Origin of the sequence: Maribacter chungangensis (assembly GCF_042676845.1) — a bacterium.
In the GTDB taxonomy this organism is placed as follows: domain Bacteria; phylum Bacteroidota; class Bacteroidia; order Flavobacteriales; family Flavobacteriaceae; genus Maribacter; species Maribacter chungangensis.
Map to the genome: position 1 here is coordinate 657,832 of NZ_JBHTHY010000014.1, position 17,807 is coordinate 675,638.

Annotated in this window: 12 protein-coding genes; 3 read left to right on the forward strand and 9 right to left on the reverse strand. The window is 43.0% G+C overall.

From position 1 onward, the window contains the following. Nucleotides 1–198 precede the first annotated feature (198 nt). The 4 genes from ACFQZJ_RS17090 to ACFQZJ_RS17105 all read right to left on the reverse strand — a co-directional run bounded on the left by ACFQZJ_RS17090 (nt 199) and on the right by ACFQZJ_RS17105 (nt 5,876). Nucleotides 199–1,239: a hypothetical protein gene (locus ACFQZJ_RS17090; RefSeq protein WP_379936104.1), complete on the reverse strand. Its 1,041-nt coding sequence runs from the start codon at nt 1,237–1,239 to the stop codon at nt 199–201. A 283-nt stretch (nt 1,240–1,522) separates the two neighbouring features. Then, nucleotides 1,523–2,416 carry an SH3 domain-containing protein gene (locus ACFQZJ_RS17095; RefSeq protein WP_379936105.1) on the reverse strand — a complete coding sequence of 298 codons (894 nt, stop codon included), beginning with the start codon at nt 2,414–2,416 and terminating at the stop codon, nt 1,523–1,525. A 33-nt stretch (nt 2,417–2,449) separates the two neighbouring features. Continuing rightward, nucleotides 2,450–3,016, reverse strand: coding sequence for a hypothetical protein (locus ACFQZJ_RS17100; RefSeq protein WP_379936106.1), 567 nt, complete (start codon nt 3,014–3,016; stop codon nt 2,450–2,452). Between the two features lie 706 nt (nt 3,017–3,722). Continuing rightward, nucleotides 3,723–5,876, reverse strand: a complete 2,154-nt coding sequence (locus tag ACFQZJ_RS17105) for a VIT and vWA domain-containing protein (protein WP_379936108.1) — start codon at nt 5,874–5,876, stop codon at nt 3,723–3,725. A 1,111-nt stretch (nt 5,877–6,987) separates the two neighbouring features. On the opposite strand from ACFQZJ_RS17105, the gene ACFQZJ_RS17110 reads away from it, so the two are divergent. Further along, nucleotides 6,988–8,094 (forward strand): slipin family protein, encoded by a 1,107-nt coding sequence (locus ACFQZJ_RS17110; protein WP_379936109.1) that lies wholly within the window; start codon nt 6,988–6,990, stop codon nt 8,092–8,094. A 47-nt stretch (nt 8,095–8,141) separates the two neighbouring features. On the opposite strand, the gene ACFQZJ_RS17115 is transcribed toward ACFQZJ_RS17110, so the two are convergent. From ACFQZJ_RS17115 to ACFQZJ_RS17125, 3 genes are all read right to left on the reverse strand, one after another. Continuing rightward, entirely contained in the window at nt 8,142–8,903 is a 762-nt protein-coding gene (locus ACFQZJ_RS17115) for a phosphoribosyltransferase family protein (RefSeq protein WP_379936111.1), read from the reverse strand. A 214-nt stretch (nt 8,904–9,117) separates the two neighbouring features. Further along, entirely contained in the window at nt 9,118–10,572 is a 1,455-nt protein-coding gene (locus tag ACFQZJ_RS17120) for a nicotinate phosphoribosyltransferase (protein WP_379936113.1), read from the reverse strand. Between the two features lie 221 nt (nt 10,573–10,793). Then, a complete protein-coding gene (locus ACFQZJ_RS17125; RefSeq protein ID WP_379936128.1) occupies nt 10,794–11,468 on the reverse strand; it encodes an NUDIX hydrolase in 675 nt (224 codons plus the stop codon). A gap of 206 nt (nt 11,469–11,674) precedes the next feature. Between ACFQZJ_RS17125 and ACFQZJ_RS17130 the strand changes: the two genes are divergently transcribed. Both ACFQZJ_RS17130 and ACFQZJ_RS17135 read left to right on the forward strand, forming a co-directional pair. After that, a complete protein-coding gene (locus tag ACFQZJ_RS17130; RefSeq protein ID WP_379936114.1) occupies nt 11,675–12,367 on the forward strand; it encodes an NAD(P)H-binding protein in 693 nt (230 codons plus the stop codon). Beyond that, a complete protein-coding gene (locus ACFQZJ_RS17135) occupies nt 12,348–12,821 on the forward strand; it encodes a CYTH domain-containing protein (RefSeq protein WP_379936115.1) in 474 nt (157 codons plus the stop codon). The genes ACFQZJ_RS17130 and ACFQZJ_RS17135 overlap by 20 nt, the downstream gene beginning before the upstream one ends. Nucleotides 12,822–12,833: 12 nt before the next feature. Here the strand turns inward: ACFQZJ_RS17135 and ACFQZJ_RS17140 are convergent, their stop codons facing one another. After that, a complete protein-coding gene (locus ACFQZJ_RS17140) occupies nt 12,834–13,319 on the reverse strand; it encodes a hypothetical protein (protein WP_379936116.1) in 486 nt (161 codons plus the stop codon). Between the two features lie 364 nt (nt 13,320–13,683). After that, nucleotides 13,684–17,553, reverse strand: a complete 3,870-nt coding sequence (locus tag ACFQZJ_RS17145; protein ID WP_379936117.1) for an Eco57I restriction-modification methylase domain-containing protein — start codon at nt 17,551–17,553, stop codon at nt 13,684–13,686. Nucleotides 17,554–17,807 lie beyond the last annotated feature (254 nt).

The window sequence follows — 17,807 nt, forward strand, 5'->3', positions numbered from 1 at the left end:
AATCCTCCAAAGTTGACGTAAGACGATACGACTTAGGACCTAAGACCATTAATAAATATATAATTGCTTTTGAGGTGCCTTAATCCCTATGTCTTGCTGTACTATGTCTTGCTTTTATTGTTCCAGGACAATTAATGTGCCCAATTTCAAGCTTAGGCATGTTTCCTCCAAGATACTTCTTTCAAAACGAACCAATCCTCATAATATTTGATACAAGAACGTATCGTTTAAATCGGCATTTCGGTATTCGTTTTCATCGTTCTCCTGCAAAATCGGTTCCAGAACACAAAGCACCGTTGTTTTTCCTTTTATCATTAGCGTGTTTCCCTTTATTTGGCTGTTCCAACGGTACTTTTCCAAGGGAATGTTTAAACGGTACAAAGCGTAGGCCATTTCGGGGGATTCGGATACAAAATCCATAATGGCATCCCTATTCGTGAGTTTAGGGATATCCGACTCCGAAGCAAAGCTAAACTCCCATACTACGGGGATATTGAATTTATAGCTATAGGCATCGCCAATACCCATTTCTTTCCTGTTTTCTATGGCGGTACGCCAGTCAATATTGGTTTTGTTATATCGTTTGTCAAACTCCTTGGCCAGTGCTGCGGGACCTTCAGATTCCGCAGTTGGGTAATAGTTGTAATAGGGCTTTGCCAGATAATGGGGTGCATATTTTCCGCCGTACACGTTAAAAAATTCCGATGCATATACTTTGGGCGCTTCTTCTGCGGTAAAAACAGCTTTTAAAGCTTGCAATAATGGCCGATTCTGACCCAATCCGCAGGAATGGAAAATGATTTTGGTTTCTTGATTGATTGCCTTAGTAGGCTTTGACAATTCACTTTTATCCCTTGCCTGTCTTAGAGTTTTAAGGGTAATCCGTTCTCCTGTCGAACACGTTTGCAAGGACATTCCCAACCACGGATTACTGTGCGTAACGATATGGATTTCATTGTAGACTATTTCCTGATTTGAAGATTGATTCAACCATGCCAGTATCTCTTCCAAAGAAAATAGATTGTCCACCACCGTCATGCCTTTGGTTTCGTAATACTTTTTCGCATTGCTATAATAGGTATTGTCGCCTTCATCAAAACCAGCGATAAACACAACAGATTTTGATACTATCTCAGTAATTGTAGGCAAAGCAAGAGCCGTTTCCACCTCGTGTGGAAACGACTGCTTGCACCCTATCACCAACACTAAAAATGATATTGTTTTTATAAGGGTTTTCATGGGTTTTCTTTTAAATTTTTGGTACGTGCGCTAAGATTAATTGTTCGGCTACTTATTTATGGCTTGGGCTTTCAACCCCTCCAATTTTTCTAGCTGCCTACGGTACAAAACCGATTTGGGCACGCTATTAAATATTTCGCTTTCACAAACTAATATCTTCCCGAAGTTACCCCTCCGTCTCCCTCCTGTCCCGATAATTATCGGGACAGGAGGGATCCACCTCCCCTTGAAAAAAGGGGAGGAGCAATTTCCGCTATTTTTAGAGCTATAAACCGCATTAGTATTACTCCTTCATATTACTTACCAAATCCGTAGAAATTGGTGGTAAGGACTCTTTTTGAGATAATTGGTACCCGTCCCAGGTATAAAAACTTACAACCATTTTAGTGTTTTCGGTAGTCAAATCATCGGTGGCGGCCTTGTGGTAATCCGTAATCATGGTCTCTAGGACGATGGTACTTTTTATCCCTTCCATATCCGATGGAAAAACAAACTTTTCGGTCTTCGCATACTTGGCGTCGGAGTAGTCGATCAAACTGGCCACGTTCGTAAACTTTCCGTTGTTCCAAAAAATGAAGGTAGCGCCTATAGGATTCCCGTTTTCAGCGTTCGGAATATTCAGGCGTAGGATATCCTCTACATTGAACAGCCCTTTGTTTCCTATATTTTTAATTTCTAGAGGGTTCGGCACATATCCATCAAATACAATTTTATCTATTTGCCGTCCATTCTTAAAGGCTCTTAATTGATGTTTAATTTCGGTTGCGCCTGCTTTGTTTACCGTTGCACTTTCCAGTCCGTACACGAATTTTACATCGTAATTGGCCTGACTCCCAAAGGTCTTTTGAGCGATCATTCCGCCCCAGACCCAACCTTCGTACTTTCCTATCCTGGCCTTGTACCAATGGCTTTTGATGCCGTTAAGTGTTTCGAAATTGGTGCTTTTTTCGGACAAAGTGAGTCTGGTGCCAATGTCCAAGACCGTTATTTTTTTAGCCGTTAAAGAGGGGGTTTCACGTAAGTGTACGCGGTGGCCCAGCAAATACTCGTGGGAACGCTCTTCCAATGATATGGAATCGTTGTTGGTTTCAAATTGTACTTCGGGTGCTGTTTGGGCAAATAGGTTTGCCATGGCGAACAGACTTAACATTGTGATACTTCTTTTTACATTTTTCATGATTTTGAATTTAAGATTACTACTCTATTTCTACTAATTTTCTATACCTGCAAGGGCGTCTTCGGAGCCAAAGTCATCATCGTTCCACACAAACTTTTGGAGCACTTCTATTTCTTCTTTGGTGTAATTATCGGTGTAATGGAAGATGGCTTTTATAATGGTTTCTTCTTGCCCGTGTTTTTGTGTGGCAAAAACATAGTCTACAATAGGTTCCGTGATATCATCGTAAATCTTGGTTATTTTGGGCAGGGCAATGTAATCTTCCTTCTCGGTGACCAAAAAATAATAGGTATCGGTGACTAGGCTGTACCCGCTGTATTCAAATTCCACCTTTATTACTTCTTCAATTTGGTTCAGCTGTGGCTTTTCCAAAATGGAAATCCGTACTTCCTGATAAACTTCCAAATTGGAAGTTTCTATGGTCGCTACTTTTTGGGAGACGTCTTCCGCTACTAGAATCGGGACTTTGGTTTTGCCGGATGCCTCTTGCATTATGGCTAGTTCGGACTTTGCGATGTACTTTTTTGTTTCTTGAAAATCCTGAGCGTTTACGGTAACTAATCCGAAGGTAAAAGCGATATATAAGATGTGATTTTTCATGGTGGTCGTTTTTCTTGTTTTGTTTCTATACCTCTAAATTACCTTGGAAGCGGAGTACTTTGGGCGCTGTTCTAGTATTCGTTAAGAACCGTTTAGAATTCGTCGTCTCCCTAGCGCTCTCCCAAGGAGAGGGAACACTTAATGTCCTCCCTTAATCCCTCCGAAGGAGGGAAACTGTTGTGCAAAAATGGGCTTGGTACTATTTTAAAGACTCTAGAAATATGGCTCTGATGATATACTTTCTCGTTCCTTCCCCTAGTAGGGAAAGGTGGGTTTTATCTTTTGCCAATAGGCAAACGGTAAAAGTCGGAAGGGGTGCAGCGCTTGGCACTAAGGTTCGGTTTTTTAGGTGTTTGTTTTCGTGAACTGTAGGTTGCTCTCTGGTCGGCATAGCAGTACGCAGACCCCTTCCGACCTGTTCGCTGCGCTGCAGGCCACCTTCCCCTTTCTGGGGAAGGAACATCTTTCTGGTATTAAAAACCGAAGTTATTAAACGCTCTCCCCTTCAGCCGAAGGGGAGAATGAATTCCGCTTTGCGGAAGAAAGAGGGGTTTGACCCCTAAACTAGCCAACACAAAGTTTCAATAATCTGCACTAGATGAAGTAAGTATGCGGTAAAGCAGCCCCGAAATTTCGGGGGCCAAACCCTTCGTCCGCAAGCGGACACCTCCCTTGGTCTCAAGGGAGGAGCCGAAATCACATCGACTTATTTCTCAATAATCAAGCTCATCTTTTGATTCAATTTCAAGCTTTGTCCTGAGAATTCCGAGAACTCCTTGGTCAAATCATTGGACAAAACCCATTTGCCGTTTTCTAAGGTTTCCACCCTACTGAGGATTCCTGTTTTACGAAAACTGATGCGTAGCTTTTCATTATCCCACAAACTTTTCTCCACCAATTTGGCATACAGCGCCTTAAATGCCAAGCTAACTTGTCTTTTTTCAGCGGTTGGCATAACATCCAAAAAACGAATGGAAAACGTTTTTTTATAGACCGATGTTGAACTGACCTCAGCTTGGGCACCTACGGCGGAATTATTCACGTTCCGTGGCATGGGCAAGGGTTGTTTTACGGTTCTAAGGCTACCGTCCTTATTCACGACGGTCTCGTCTACCGCAACAAAAGACGTGTAGTTCGTCATTAAATTGTATTGGATGCCCATGGCGATCACACTGTCCTTTACATCATCATTGAACAATTTTTTATAATCGTCCAATTCGGCTATTTTTTTTCTGGCCCATAAGTAGCGTAAGGCCGTATTTGTTTTACTCAGACGCCCGCTGGACACGTTGTACTCCCAGGTGATTTTTTCCGCACCTTGATACCCCGTTATTTTAATTTTGCCCCTAGCTTTTCCGCGGTATTTTCCATATATGGTAACGGGCCTTGCCGCAAAAACATCGGGTACGCTTTGGGGATACACATCATACATATCAAAACCTTCGCCTTCCATTTTTATCCGGCTCATTACCGGACTATCGATATAGGTCTTAAAATCCTCGGCAACATATTGTGCTCCGGCCTTGGTAGTCGCAATAAAGGATTCACTATTGGATACCTTCGCCATGCCTTCTATCAGATACCTATTTACACTAGATCCTATCCCAAAGGTGAATACATTGGCAGTATTTAAGTTCCCACGAATCAATTCAAAAGCCTCTTTTTCCACACTGATGTAGCCATCGGTAATCACTACCATGGAACGCGAGCTGCCCGCATCATTTCTGGGCAGTTTATAAGCCTTGGTCAAGGCGCTTAACAACTGTGTTCCGCCACCGCCCTGGCCTTCGGAAAGAAAGCGAATGGCCGCTTCAATATTCTGTTCGTTGGCTTCCATCGAAGCGGCACTAAATAGGGTAGCGCTAGATGCAAAAAGTTGTACATTGAAGGTATCCGTCAATCTTAAATTACAAAGAAGGTTTCGCATCAGTTCTTTGGAAACGTCCAGCGGATAGCCGTTCATGGAACCGGAAACATCAACAATAAAAATATATTCCCGAGACGGGATATCCTTTAGCGAAACGCTATTCATCGGTTCCATTTGAAAGGAGAAGAAATTTTCATCGCCATGTTCGTACAACAATAATCCGGATGCTATTTCTTTACCACGCAGGTTGTAGTTGAGGATAAAATCCCTATTAGACGGGTTCTCATTGCTTTTTGACAAAAAGACCTCTGCCGTTTTAAGATCTGGATAACTCACATTTACCGTGTGGCTGCTGCTGGTAACGCTTTGGATCGGCATGCCCGCATTAATGCTTACCGTGATATCATAATTAAAGGTATCCGAAATTCCCTTGGAAGTGTAGGGCATAGCAAATGCTTCCTCATTGCCCGTGCTTTCTCCGGTAAACCTTGGCCCCACAACGGCAGGCGCTACAAATTGATACTGTCCGTTTACCGGTTCCAAAAGTTCCGTATGGTAGATGTCAATACTAATTTCATCCTTGGGCATAATGTTCCCAACTGCCATTTGAAAGACATTGGGCCTCTCTTGGTCCAGTTTAGCTGCGCGTTTGCCTTGCTTTAAAGCCGTATCGTATACTTTTTGCGCTTCCTGCCGTTCAAAAATTTTTGCGTTTATGGTGCGATTTCCAATACGCATCTGCATTTTATGCACCGCTGCCTTTGTGGAAAGGGGAAACACGTATTTGGCTTCAATGGCCTCCGCTCCCAGATTCTGGTAGACTTGGGTCGTTTTTACATGGGCAATAGCGCCGGCTATCTGTACCTCGGTCCTGGTTTCTTTTAAGGGAATCTGTGCATTTTTGGTAGGTACCAGTAAATAAGGTCCGCTAGGCCGTTGGGCAAAGCACAGTGTGGTAAAACAGAAGATGGCAAGTGTAATTAGATTTTTCATGTTGTTGTCTTTTACGTTCGATTTGTTTTCTTGACCAAATGTAGCCTTGGCCGGAAGGGATTTTTGGGCTGCTCTAGTATTCGTATGGAATTAAGTAGAATTCGTTATGTGACCCATGCTACTGTAATAAGTAGAAAGTGGTTGTTCGCAAGCATTTTTAAGCCGTACGGAAATAGCCAATAGCAAGGATTCAAGGGTTGTTTTATACTATCTCAGCGCTCAATATGACAATTCGCCCTAAATTAATTTTTATCATGTACTATAATCCCGGCAATAAAAAATAAACTACGCAGAATAGTTGCGCAGTAAGGTTACACTTTTGTCGTGTACTTAAAAACAAACTGTCGTTAGCATGGTTTGTAGTAGCGCCCACAACAACACGGAGTGTTGTGGGCACGTACCCAAGTTCTTTAAAATAAGATTTCTGCCAAGGCAGAATCAGACGATATCAAGCTGGTCTTGATGGGTGTTTCTGAATAGCACCATTGTATGAAGTTTTGCCGAGAGGTATCATACTTTCATGTACAACTTGACTTGGAGGTTTTGATGGTTTGCCAAAAAACGATCACTACGCTGTAGGCCATGGGTTCGACTCCCATCGGTCCTGAAAGGGACTGTAGTTCAGATTGGTAAGAACAACAGCCGTAGCAGTCGCAGGTTCGAATCCTGCTCCCGATAGCTATCGGGATAGCTCAGTTGGTTAGAGCACTACACTTTTAATGTAGGTTATGGACTAAAAATCCATTTTCAACAAGAAGGTCACTTGTAAAAAGACCACCAGACAGTTACGCTGTATAATTGACAAAAACCGCAGGTATGGGTCGGTGGGTGTTCCTCGGATGCGCCAACAGTCTTAAAACTACCTTGACATGCTGAGTTTTTAACGCAAAAAGCTATTTCTTTTTGGGTATCCCTCCCTTGGAAAAATCTATACCTCGTATTGACGGATCCACTGAAAGCGTTCCAAAAAACAAGTAACTACACAGCGTTAAAATCCGTATTTCCGTAGCGGAAAAGATGATGTATAGCCGCGGTTTTTTAATAGAAAACAAACGAAGTAAAAAATAATAACCCGTTCGCTTGCCAAAAGGCCGGCCAACATAAATTTAAGATGATGTTCAAAAAAACAAGAGTCAATGCAGGTAAAGTAGGTCTGGTCTTTAAAAAAGGAGACTACATCACATGTATCGCCCAAGGTAGTCATTGGTTGGGGTTTGGTAGCACGGTCAGGGAGTACGACCTTACCAAAGCTTTTGTACCTCCCATAGCATTGGAAATCTTACTACAGGACAACGCATTGGCGGCCATGCTCCATATTGTTGAAGTAAAGGATGTGCAATTGGTCTTGGTATCGGAAAACGGGAACTTAAAACAAACCCTGGTCGCAGGTACCTATGCCTTTTGGAAAGGCTTGATCACCTATGATTTCGTGACCATAGATCTGAGTACCATCTCCATACCGGAAAATATTGGTAAAACCATGCTCGGCCATCCGCAGTTGCGTGCCTACGTGCGCACCTTTGAAGTGGCAACCTTCGAAAAGGCCCTTCTTTTGGTAGATGATGTGTATGTAAACACCTTGGAAAGCGGTGTTTACCCCTTTTGGCAAAATGACACCTCTATCAAAATGGTGAAAGCGGATACCCGCCAGTTGCAATTGGAAGTTTCCGGTCAAGAATTGTTGACCAAGGACAAGGCAGCCATCCGTATCAACTTCTACACGCAATATAAGGTTGTGGATATCGAAAAAGCCTTATTGGACAATAAAGACTATGAAAAGCAATTGTACATTGCCATGCAATTGGTGTTACGGGCCTATATAGGCACCTACACGCTGGATGAACTTTTGGAGCGTAAGGAACGCATCTCCGAAGCGGTTTTCGACGATATTAAACCAAGGGCCACCGAGTTGGGCGTCACCGTACTGAGCTGTGGTATCCGCGATGTAATCTTGACCGGTGAGATGAAGGATATCATGAACCAAGTACTGGTGGCACAAAAACGGGCCCAAGCGAATACCATTACCCGACGCGAGGAGACGGCGTCTACCCGCAGCTTGCTGAACACCGCTAAACTGATGGAAGACAACGAAATGCTTTTTAAACTGAAGGAGATGGAATACGTGGAAAAAATAGCGGAGAAAATTGGTGAGATCAGCCTATCCGGGAACGGTGGTATGGTAAAACAATTAAAGGAAATTTTTTCCGTGAACAAGTAGATTCCTTAAGCTGGATGCGCCAACTATCGTTGGCGCATTTTTTTGTTCTACTTTATCACCGTAAACTGTGTCACAAACCCATCCTCAATATCCTTAAAACTATTGGTACAGTATATATGGTCTATGCTTTCCTTTAGTTCTTCAAAACCGTAGTTGAACTGCGCATGGGTAACGTACAAAAAGACCTTGGCGGCACCTTGTGCCTTTAGTTCGGCGGCCAAAAATGTAAAGGTGCGGCCACCATCGGCTAAATCATCTACAATAAGACAATCCTTTCCTTTGACATCCCCTTGAATACTAATTTGTGGTGCACCTTTAACCCGCACTTTATTGGAAGGCACCAAATCTGCATTCAATTTTTCGGCGATTTCATGGGTGGTTTTATAGGCCCCCGCGTCCGGACTCACCAAAACTGGATTCCCAATGGCGTCAAAGGCTTTTTTTACATAAGGGAAGTGGGGTAAAGCCTTTGCATTTTCTATCAATGCCAAGGAAATGGCACTATGCGGATGTAAAATTTGCACGGTATCAAAACGCATCGCATTAATAAAATGGGCTATAATTTTAAGGTCAAAGGATTCTTTTGGGTTAAAGCGCCTATCGGAACGTTGCCCTATCAAACAATAGATGGTAAGACTGGCCGTGTTCATTTTGCTCTTGGTATTCTCCGCATCCCAAGCCTCCTTTATGGCCGCAATAGTGAACAGGTCTTCATAACTGTTTCCACGTATATGCACCTGAAGGTCGCCCTCCTCCAAAATTTTGGCCGCTACCTGCCCGTCCTTGAATTTTTTAATGTCGTACTGCATGGTTTCCGTGCTATAAATTGATTTTATTTATTGTTTTTATATGAGATATAACTCTATTTTTTTACGTACTTGCTCCGTTTTGGGTGAATTTGTCTAAACGCTTATACCTAAACGGCTTCAACTGCCTGCCCCGCTCGTAATCCAGACGGGCGTGCAGTATGACAGTTTTTTGTTTTTATGCACTGTTCTAACGCTATCGTTCCAAGTACCTTCGTTACAAACGGTTGTTGATTCTAGCCCTAATTTCTTCAATAGAAGTTGTGTTGGTGAACTTTCCGTCTTCAAAAATCACTTTCAGCTCCCCTTTTTCTTCTTCGGCCTCGGTTACTTCATCAATCAACACATACTCTCCATTTATCTTATCGACCCTGATCAGACCTTTTGCGGATTTTTTGATTCCGTCATCGGTTACGGGGTCTTTAAAAATTTCGCGTCGTTCGCCGTTGACCACCACGGAGGTTGCTTTCATGGCAAAACCAAAGGTGTCGCGTGTTTTAAACTGATAGGTAAAAGACCCTATTCCCAAGACCACATTGGTAGATGCAAAGCCTTTATCGTGCAAGCGTTGACAAATATCCGTGGCTCTTTCGGGCGTAATGCTATCGCCATAAATAGCCCCGATATGTGGATCCAACACCTTAAAACCTTGCTTACTTATGCTGCCGCCAAAAACATCCCAAAGCAGTTCTATAACTCCCTTTTCTTGGGGGTGTCCAGCACCCATTTCCCTCTTGGTGCCACAGATAATGTCTGCCGGGTCTCCGCTATCGGGCCTAATGACCAATTTGCCCTCCCGTGCCAATACCTCGTCTTTTAGTGCAGGCAAGTAATTGGTAAGCACTTTCCAAAGATCCCACGTATCACTTACCACAGAAAGGATTCCGGTAGGATAGGTCGCTATCAATCTTCGGAAAGTTCCCAGTTCGTCATCCTTGGTTCCGGCACACATTACGGAATGTTCCGTAGCGTTCACCGAACCCACGGCAAAGCCGTCCGCTTTATAATATGCCCTAAGTCCGTGTATCACGGGCAGACTATCGGAACCTAGAAAGACCGAGGCATGCCCCATGCCGGAAGCCAGGGCACTTTCCAGTCCGCCCATACCGCGCATCGAAAAATCATGACCTTGAAAATCGATAAAGGCCAGGTTGTCCGCATCTGTTCTTATTGCCCATTTTTTAAAAATTCGTTTATAGGTTAGGGCTATGGAGGCCGAGGTCATGGGCAGCCATAACATCGTACTCAAAATAGTTTCCAAGAAATTGGTAACCCAATAAAAGGCAGGTTTTGTATTAACAATGGTAAGCATGGGCACTCGAATAGGCACCTCTACCCCTTCTGGAAGCGACTTCACCCGAATAGGCAGATACCCCAAATCATGCAGTGCCTCAAAATGCGAAACATCATAACTTGTATTTAGGTACAGGGACAGTTCCTTTTTTAATTCAGTGCATACAGCCGCTTTTGGTTTTGAAAAGAAATTATCCTCAAAATAGTCGTTCAGCCATTGCATTACATAGTGCTGGCCAAAAGAAAGCACTTTGTTACAGCCCAATGGGGCATATTTATTACTTCTAGGCGTCCAGTTAGAATATACCTGCTGGGTACCCTGTGGGTATTGTTGGTGGTGTCCGGTTTTGTATCCGTCGGTAAGTAACAATGCGTTCATACGTTCTTGTTTTATAACTGTTCTTTGGATCTTAGGAGAACAACTGTTGGAACGTAACTTAGGTTCCTTTAAAATACCATTCCCTTATTTAACTCCGTTCAAACAACTGGTTTAATTAATATTTGTGTATTAATTACGCAAATATAGAACGTACCATTTGATCGCACAAACTATTTTGCGTTTATTTTACACATATTAGAATTTAAACGATAAAAGTAATATTAAATTTCGAAGATGATACCTTCCTTTTTAAGTTGAAAGTAGCGCTTTCTATTAAAGCTAAAAAGGCTGGCAGGCCTACCGGGGCCAATAGAAACCTTCTCATTGAGCTCATCCAATACCTTTAAACTGGTAATTTTCTTTTTAAAATTTCTTCGGTCTATTTCCCTGTCCAGCAACGTAGCGTACAATTTCTCTAAATCGGAAAAAGGGAACTTTTTATCGAGCAGTTCAAAACCCAGGGGTTCGTAGGTTATCTTCCCTTGAAGTCGTTTTAAGGCCGTGTCAAAGATAATTTTATGGTCAAAAGCCAGTTTGGGCAATTCCTTTATAGGGAACCATTCCGCTTTCTGGGCATCGGTGGCCGCCTGTAGTTTAAAGGCATTAGGTTTTACCAGACCAAAATAGGCGATGGATATGACCCTACCCCTTGGGTCGCGCCCCGGTTCGCCAAAGGTGTACAACTGTTCCAGGTAATTGATGCGCACACCGGTTTCTTCACTTAATTCCCGCTCCACCGCCCGTTCCAAACTTTCGTGTTCTAAAACAAAACCGCCCGGCAAGGCCCAAGCATCCTTAAAAGGTTCATACTTGCGTTTTACCAAAAGCACCGATATGTCTCCTGCATCATAACCAAATACGACGGCATCTACGGTAAGTTGTATTTTTTGTTCCATGGTATCCGTTGCCAAAGTACAAAAATACACAAATGGCGGAAGCATCTTAAAAGGCGTGCGTTTTTTATGGGCCATTTTTACCTAAACCGCATGGCGACCAGGTGTTGTAAACAACAAAAGAAAATATGAAACCCCCTAAATTAAAATACTAGAATTTTAGCATAACATTGAGCCTTAGATTTCAGCTTTCCCTTATATTTATAGGGATGAAAACAAGTGATAAAACAGCAATCATTTTAGGTGCAACAGGATTAACGGGCGGTTTGCTGTTGAAGTCTCTATTGGCCGACGATCGCTACCTAAACATTACCGTATTTACCCGAAGTCCCTTGGGTTTTACCCACCAAAAACTTACCGAAATACAGTGCGACCTTTTAAATCTTGAGGCACAACAGCCGGATTTTAAAGCAGACGAAATTTTTTGCTGTATAGGGACTACAAAAGCCAAAACACCAGATAAAGAACGCTATAAAGCCATAGATTTTGGTATTCCCGTAAGCGCCGCCAAGCTTTGCAAAAAAAATGATATCCCTGCTTTTTTAGTGGTTTCCGCCATGGGTGCGGATGCCAGTAGCTCTATTTTTTATAACAAGGTAAAGGGAGAGATGGAAGCCGCTGTTTTACAGCTAGGTCTGCCAAAAACCCATATCCTACAGCCCAGTCTTATTGGTGGCGACCGAAATGAACGTCGCCCGGGAGAATACATCGGCAAACAACTGATGAAGGTGCTTGACTTTTTAATGGTGGGGCCTTTGAAAAAATATAAAACCATTGCCCCGGAAAACATAGCCGCTACCATGATATGGTTGGCGAACAACCCCTACGCGGAAACGCGACTTACCTCGGACATCATTACTAAAATCGCAAAAACAGAACATAATGCTAGAAGTAGAACGTAAGTTTTTGGTCACCTCCCAAGCGTACAAAAACGAAACGAAAACCCGGACGCGGATTGTACAAGGTTTTTTGAATACCGACCCGGAACGTACCGTGCGCGTTCGTATTAAGGGCGAAAAGGGTTTTTTGACCGTAAAAGGCAAAGGCAACGATACCGGTACCACCCGTTTTGAGTGGGAAAAAGAAATTTCCTTCTCCGATGCCACCGACCTCATAGACCTCTGTGAAGCCGTTATCCTAGAAAAAATACGGTATGAGATTCCCGTGGGCAAACATGTTTTTGAGGTGGATGAATTCTTGGGCGAAAACAAAGGCCTTACCGTGGCCGAAATAGAACTCCAACACGAGGACGAACCTTTTGAAAAACCGAATTGGTTGGGCGAAGAGGTTACAGGGGACAATAGATACTACAACTCGCAACTGTCCCAACATCCATATCGGGATTGGGAGTCTTGAGGTTATCCTCTTTTAAAGCTCTAATACCAGTAAAAATTGAAGCGGCGGCACTTCTGTTAAGGTTATCTGGGCACCTTTATATGTTGCATTAATAGGGGTAAAATAACTGATGTTACACGGAATTTTGGTCAATTCTCCGGAAACGCCAACTACAATAGAATCGTTTTGACTCCAAAAAATCGTGTGTTGAAATGTCCCCAGGTTCGGAACAGCAAGCCCAATGGTATTGTCCAGTTTTCGGATATCCGCATCTGGAACGGCGAACTCGTTTGCCGAATTAAAATTAAATCCCGCTCCTTCAAAATTTCCATTCACACGAAGACTATCTGGATTCATAGTGCCATTTTCAAATAGATTCTCCCCATTTTCATCTACCAGACTTACGTATAAGGACGGAAAGGCAGGGTCAAAAAGCCTGCAATCAATTCCGTTGTCATCATCGTTTGTACAAGAAGATAAGATGGTGCAGACTAAAAAAAATAACAGGATTCTTTTCATATATAGTAGATGTAGAACTAAGAACAAGGTTGCGCGTATTCCTTTGGTTTTATTCTTTACCCAAGGGATAACGAACCCTTATTACGCTGAGGCTATTGCTAGGCGCTTTCTACGATTGCTATCGCTTCCTTCGTTAGGCCGCAGAGGGCGTACACTATTTGGTCTATTTCTTGTTCTGTTTGGGTCATTTGTATTTCGCCAAGGGGTCATGACCCCTTGTTGCGCTGACGCTATGGCTGTGCGTTTTCTACGATTGCTATCTCCTCTTCCGTTAGACCGTAGAGCGCGTACACCATTGCATCTATTTCCTGCTCTGTTCTTCCGTGCTTCTCCCAAGGGGTCATGACCCCTTGTTGCGCTGACGCTATGGCTGGGCGTTTTCTACGATTGCTATCTCCTCTTCCGTTAGACCGTAGAGCGCGTACACCATTGCATCTATTTCCTGCTCTGTTTGGTTGATTTTTGCTTGTAGTTCTTGGGCTTTGGTCTTGTTTTCCTGGAAAAAGGTTAACCATTCCGATTCCTCCGATAAACTAAGAATTATCTTTTGTTTTTTAAGCTCTTTACCAAACGTTCCAAAATCCAGCTCATGCCAGCTTTGTAGTTTTCTGCTGAACTTTTCTATACCGAATTTTGCCTTTAGCAAATTCAATACTTGCTTGAGTTGGGTGTCCAAGGATTTTGTTAAATCTATCATCTTCTCTACCGATGCATCAAGTTCACCGTTCAGTTTTGGTATGGGCACGCGACCAAAGTATTTCCATATTAATTGGCAACCGTTCTGTATTTGTGTGCAATATTTGGTGATGAGCCACCAGCCCATTTTGGAGTTTAACACACCCGCCAAACCTTTATTTTCAGTGGGAATTATCCACATGGAATTATTACAATACAAACCTTGCTCGTCATAAATAAAGCAGGGTTTAACCTGTAAAACCTGATACATGATTTTTGGTAACCGAAAATCTGAATAGTAATCACAGGCCCGGAGTTCCCACCAAAAATCTCCTTTATCGGTTCGCTTTTTAGCTTTTTCCTCAAACTTAGATAACCATTCTGTAATTGATGGATATTCCTTTTGTAACCAAATCCAAGCTTGTTCCTCACTACAATTCCCTAATTTATCCTTTGTAAATCCTTTTTCAAAAAGCAATAGATAATTTAGTGGTGTTGGATTGGCAAAGGGTTTTGCTTCGCGACCCAACAAAAAAGGAAATAAAACTTGTACCGCCTTTGCATCCTCTTTTACCAATTTGTCACGAACTTCTTTGGGTATCAAAAAAGCCTCGGTCAACCCTGTTAATACTCCCCTCAAAGCATTTCCTCCTACAAAATCGTTCAATGTTATACTTTGTTTTTCAATTTTAGCAAGAAGTTCGCTATCACTTTTCGAAGAAATTACCCAAGTGTTCTCATCAAAACTACCGGTCTTATAACTTTCAAAACTCAGCGCCACATTGGTTTGAAAATCCGATGCCGTTGCAGACTTTAATACCGCAACTTTAAACTCGGCTACCGGTGCTTTATTGGCTGCAATAAAAATTAAGGGATAAGTTGTGGCTCCCTCAAAAATTTGAATATCGCCAAAATCAATCAATTCATACAAGGCTTTCTTTAAAAAGTAAGACCGTAAGGGTTGTCCGTAGCCAGCTTGTAACCATTTGTTCGGCATTATATAAGATAATAAGCCTTCTGGTTTTAAAATATTGAATCCCTTTTCAACAAAAAGCACGTACAAATCTCCCCTCTTGTCAAAGGTTTCATAGTTGTATTTTTCCAACTGTTGGGACTGTTCCTTTATTGTTTCCAGTTTCACATACGGCGGATTCCCGATCACCACATCAAATCCGCCTTCATATTCGGTGGCAAAGGCGGTCTTTTGGTCGGTACAAAAGCTTTCTATGAGGGCTTTTACCGTACTGGGGTGTTCCGGCAATTCGTGCTTGCTGCGGTTGTGGCGTATATAATCGTAGGTATTGCTCAGCTGTTCCTCGCTCGTGATTTCTTTACAGCCATATTTTTGTGTCCATAGTGGGGTGTGTTTTTTCACACTATGGGGTTTTGCCAATGGGTCATGACCCATTGTTGTATGTGTATGTTTTGCCAATGGGTCATGACCCATTGTTGTGTGTGTAGGCTTCGCCAAAGGGTCATGACCCTTTGTTCTGTGGCGGTTGGCCATTTTTGCCGTCATGCTTTTTACTTTCTGCATGATGGGCGATACCTCGTCCGCTGCACAGACCAGCAGCAGGTGCAAGTGGTCATTGCAGATATTGTAGGCCATGATGTTTAGCTTGTCCGTTTTTACGATGTCGGCCAGAGTTTCGGTGATAATCTGTTCCTCCGCTGCCGTTAGGTACTGCGGTGCTGCAAAGGGTTTGGTGCCCATGGCCCTTTTTTGGCGCACTTTATAGTCTATCATCCGCTGGGAGGTGCGGCTATCGTGTATGGCCGTGGTGATGTGAAAGGCCTTTTTTTCTTTCTCCCTGAACACTTTTGGAAAGGATTCCTGCCAATGGAAGGCTTTATGGCCGGCCACTTTTTTATCGGCAATGAGGCTGTTGCCACATTTGATGGTACTGCTTAGGTCGTTTAGCTTTCGTCTGGGTTGGGCGGTGCGCAGCCAGAGCGAAAGTTTCGCAATCTCTACGGATTCCTCGTTCAGGTCTACGCCGTAAATATTGTTTTCCAGAATGGTATTTTCAATATCGCTAAAAACGATGCCGCCACCTAGAATTTTCGCTTTTAGTTCGTCTATGTAGTTATGTTCCTTGATCAAAAAATCCAAGGCCTGGTTGAGAAATGCGCCGGAACCACAGGCGGGATCACATATTTTGAGTTCCAAGAGCCATGCACGGTAGTCGTCCAGCAACTGCACCAGTTCCAATATCTTTGTTTTGGGCCGTTTGGCGCGTCCCCTAAAATATTCTTCTTCCTTAAAGCCCAGTTCGGCCTTTTTTTCCTCGCACAGTTTGCCTACCGTATGCTCAACAATGTATTTGGTAATGTATTTTGGGGTGTAGAAGACACCGTCCTTTTTCCGTTTGCTTTTCTGCTTATCGAACTCCGCCCCTTCGATCTCGGCATTTACACTTTCGATCTCGTTAAGGGAGTTTTCGAAAATATGGCCCAGGATGTTCACGTCTACCTGACTCTCAAAATCATAATTTGCCAACTTTAGGGCGTGGCCATAGAGCAGGTCATTGTCAATCTCCAGACTATCCAAAACGGAATCGGGTTTAAAGAGTCCGCCATTGTAGGCATAAATTTCTGCCCGGGAGGTAGTTCCTTGTCGGCCTTTGTCCAAGTAAATAAAATACTGTTTAAAGAGGTCGTAAAGGGGACGTTCGTCGCCAAAATCAACATCGGCCTTCCACTTCTCCAAAATCTGTACGGTAGAGTTGGGCGGCAACAATCCCCTGTCCTCGGCAAAAAAGACGAACAAAAAGCGATCGATCAATTTCTGCGATTTTTTGAACAGGGCAAGTTTTACGTTCTTCACCAAACGCAGCATCTCCTCTTCACTAACCCTGCCCACGGAAATTTCCCGTAACTCCGTAGTCCTATAATTTTTTAACCGTTTTGCGTTCTTTTTCACTAGGTCGCGGTAGAGCTCGCGTTTAAAGAAAGAATAATCCGCATAAAACTGCTTGGTGATTTTCTCCTCTTCTACCAAAGAGGATTCCTTAATGGCCAGAGGGATATTTTGTAGCAGATTGTCTTTCTGCAAACAGAGGTAGAGCAGTTGAAACCGTTCTGGCGTTAGTTCAAAAAGATTAAATTCCTCGAACTCCGTAGCGTCGTTGATATAAAACCGCAACTTTTCAAAATTGGAAGTGATCACGTACACACAGCCCTTTTGGTTGGCCTTATAATCAAAGGCCTGCCGGCGAATGCTTTCCAAGTCTTTAGTATTCGTGCCCTTGAGCTCAATGACCCCAATGGCCTTGCCTTTGGCTAAAATGGCGCCGTCTGCCTTACGGTTGTTCTTTTGGTTCTTGAACTCGGTGGTGAGGTTAAAATCGGGTTTTGGATTTAGGGTATAGTCCAAAATGCCCACAAAAAGTTCGTTTAGAAAGGTAGCCTGAAACTGCTCTTCGTTGTTCTTACGAATGTTCTCCTGTATGACGGGATTCTGAAAATAGGCAGCGTATTTTGCATAAGCTTTTGCCAGCGTTTTATGGTCTAACTGCTTTAGGAAATTCTTGAGTACGGAGGTCTGGAAGAGGGCCATTAACGGGTATGTGGTTTATCGGTACTAAAAATAGGGAATAACCCGCTAAATTGGCCCAAATGAGTTCTTTTCAGAGCAAATAAGCGCAAGAAATGCTGAATTTAATATTTTAAAGAAATTTAAAAAGTGTGCAATTTTTAAAAACAAAAAAACCCTCACGTCTGTGAAGGCCTGTATTTACTAATGAAGAATACCGCCCCGAAATTTCGGGGGAACCGGTGACCTTGCCGCTAAAATGGGGACGCTCCAACTGT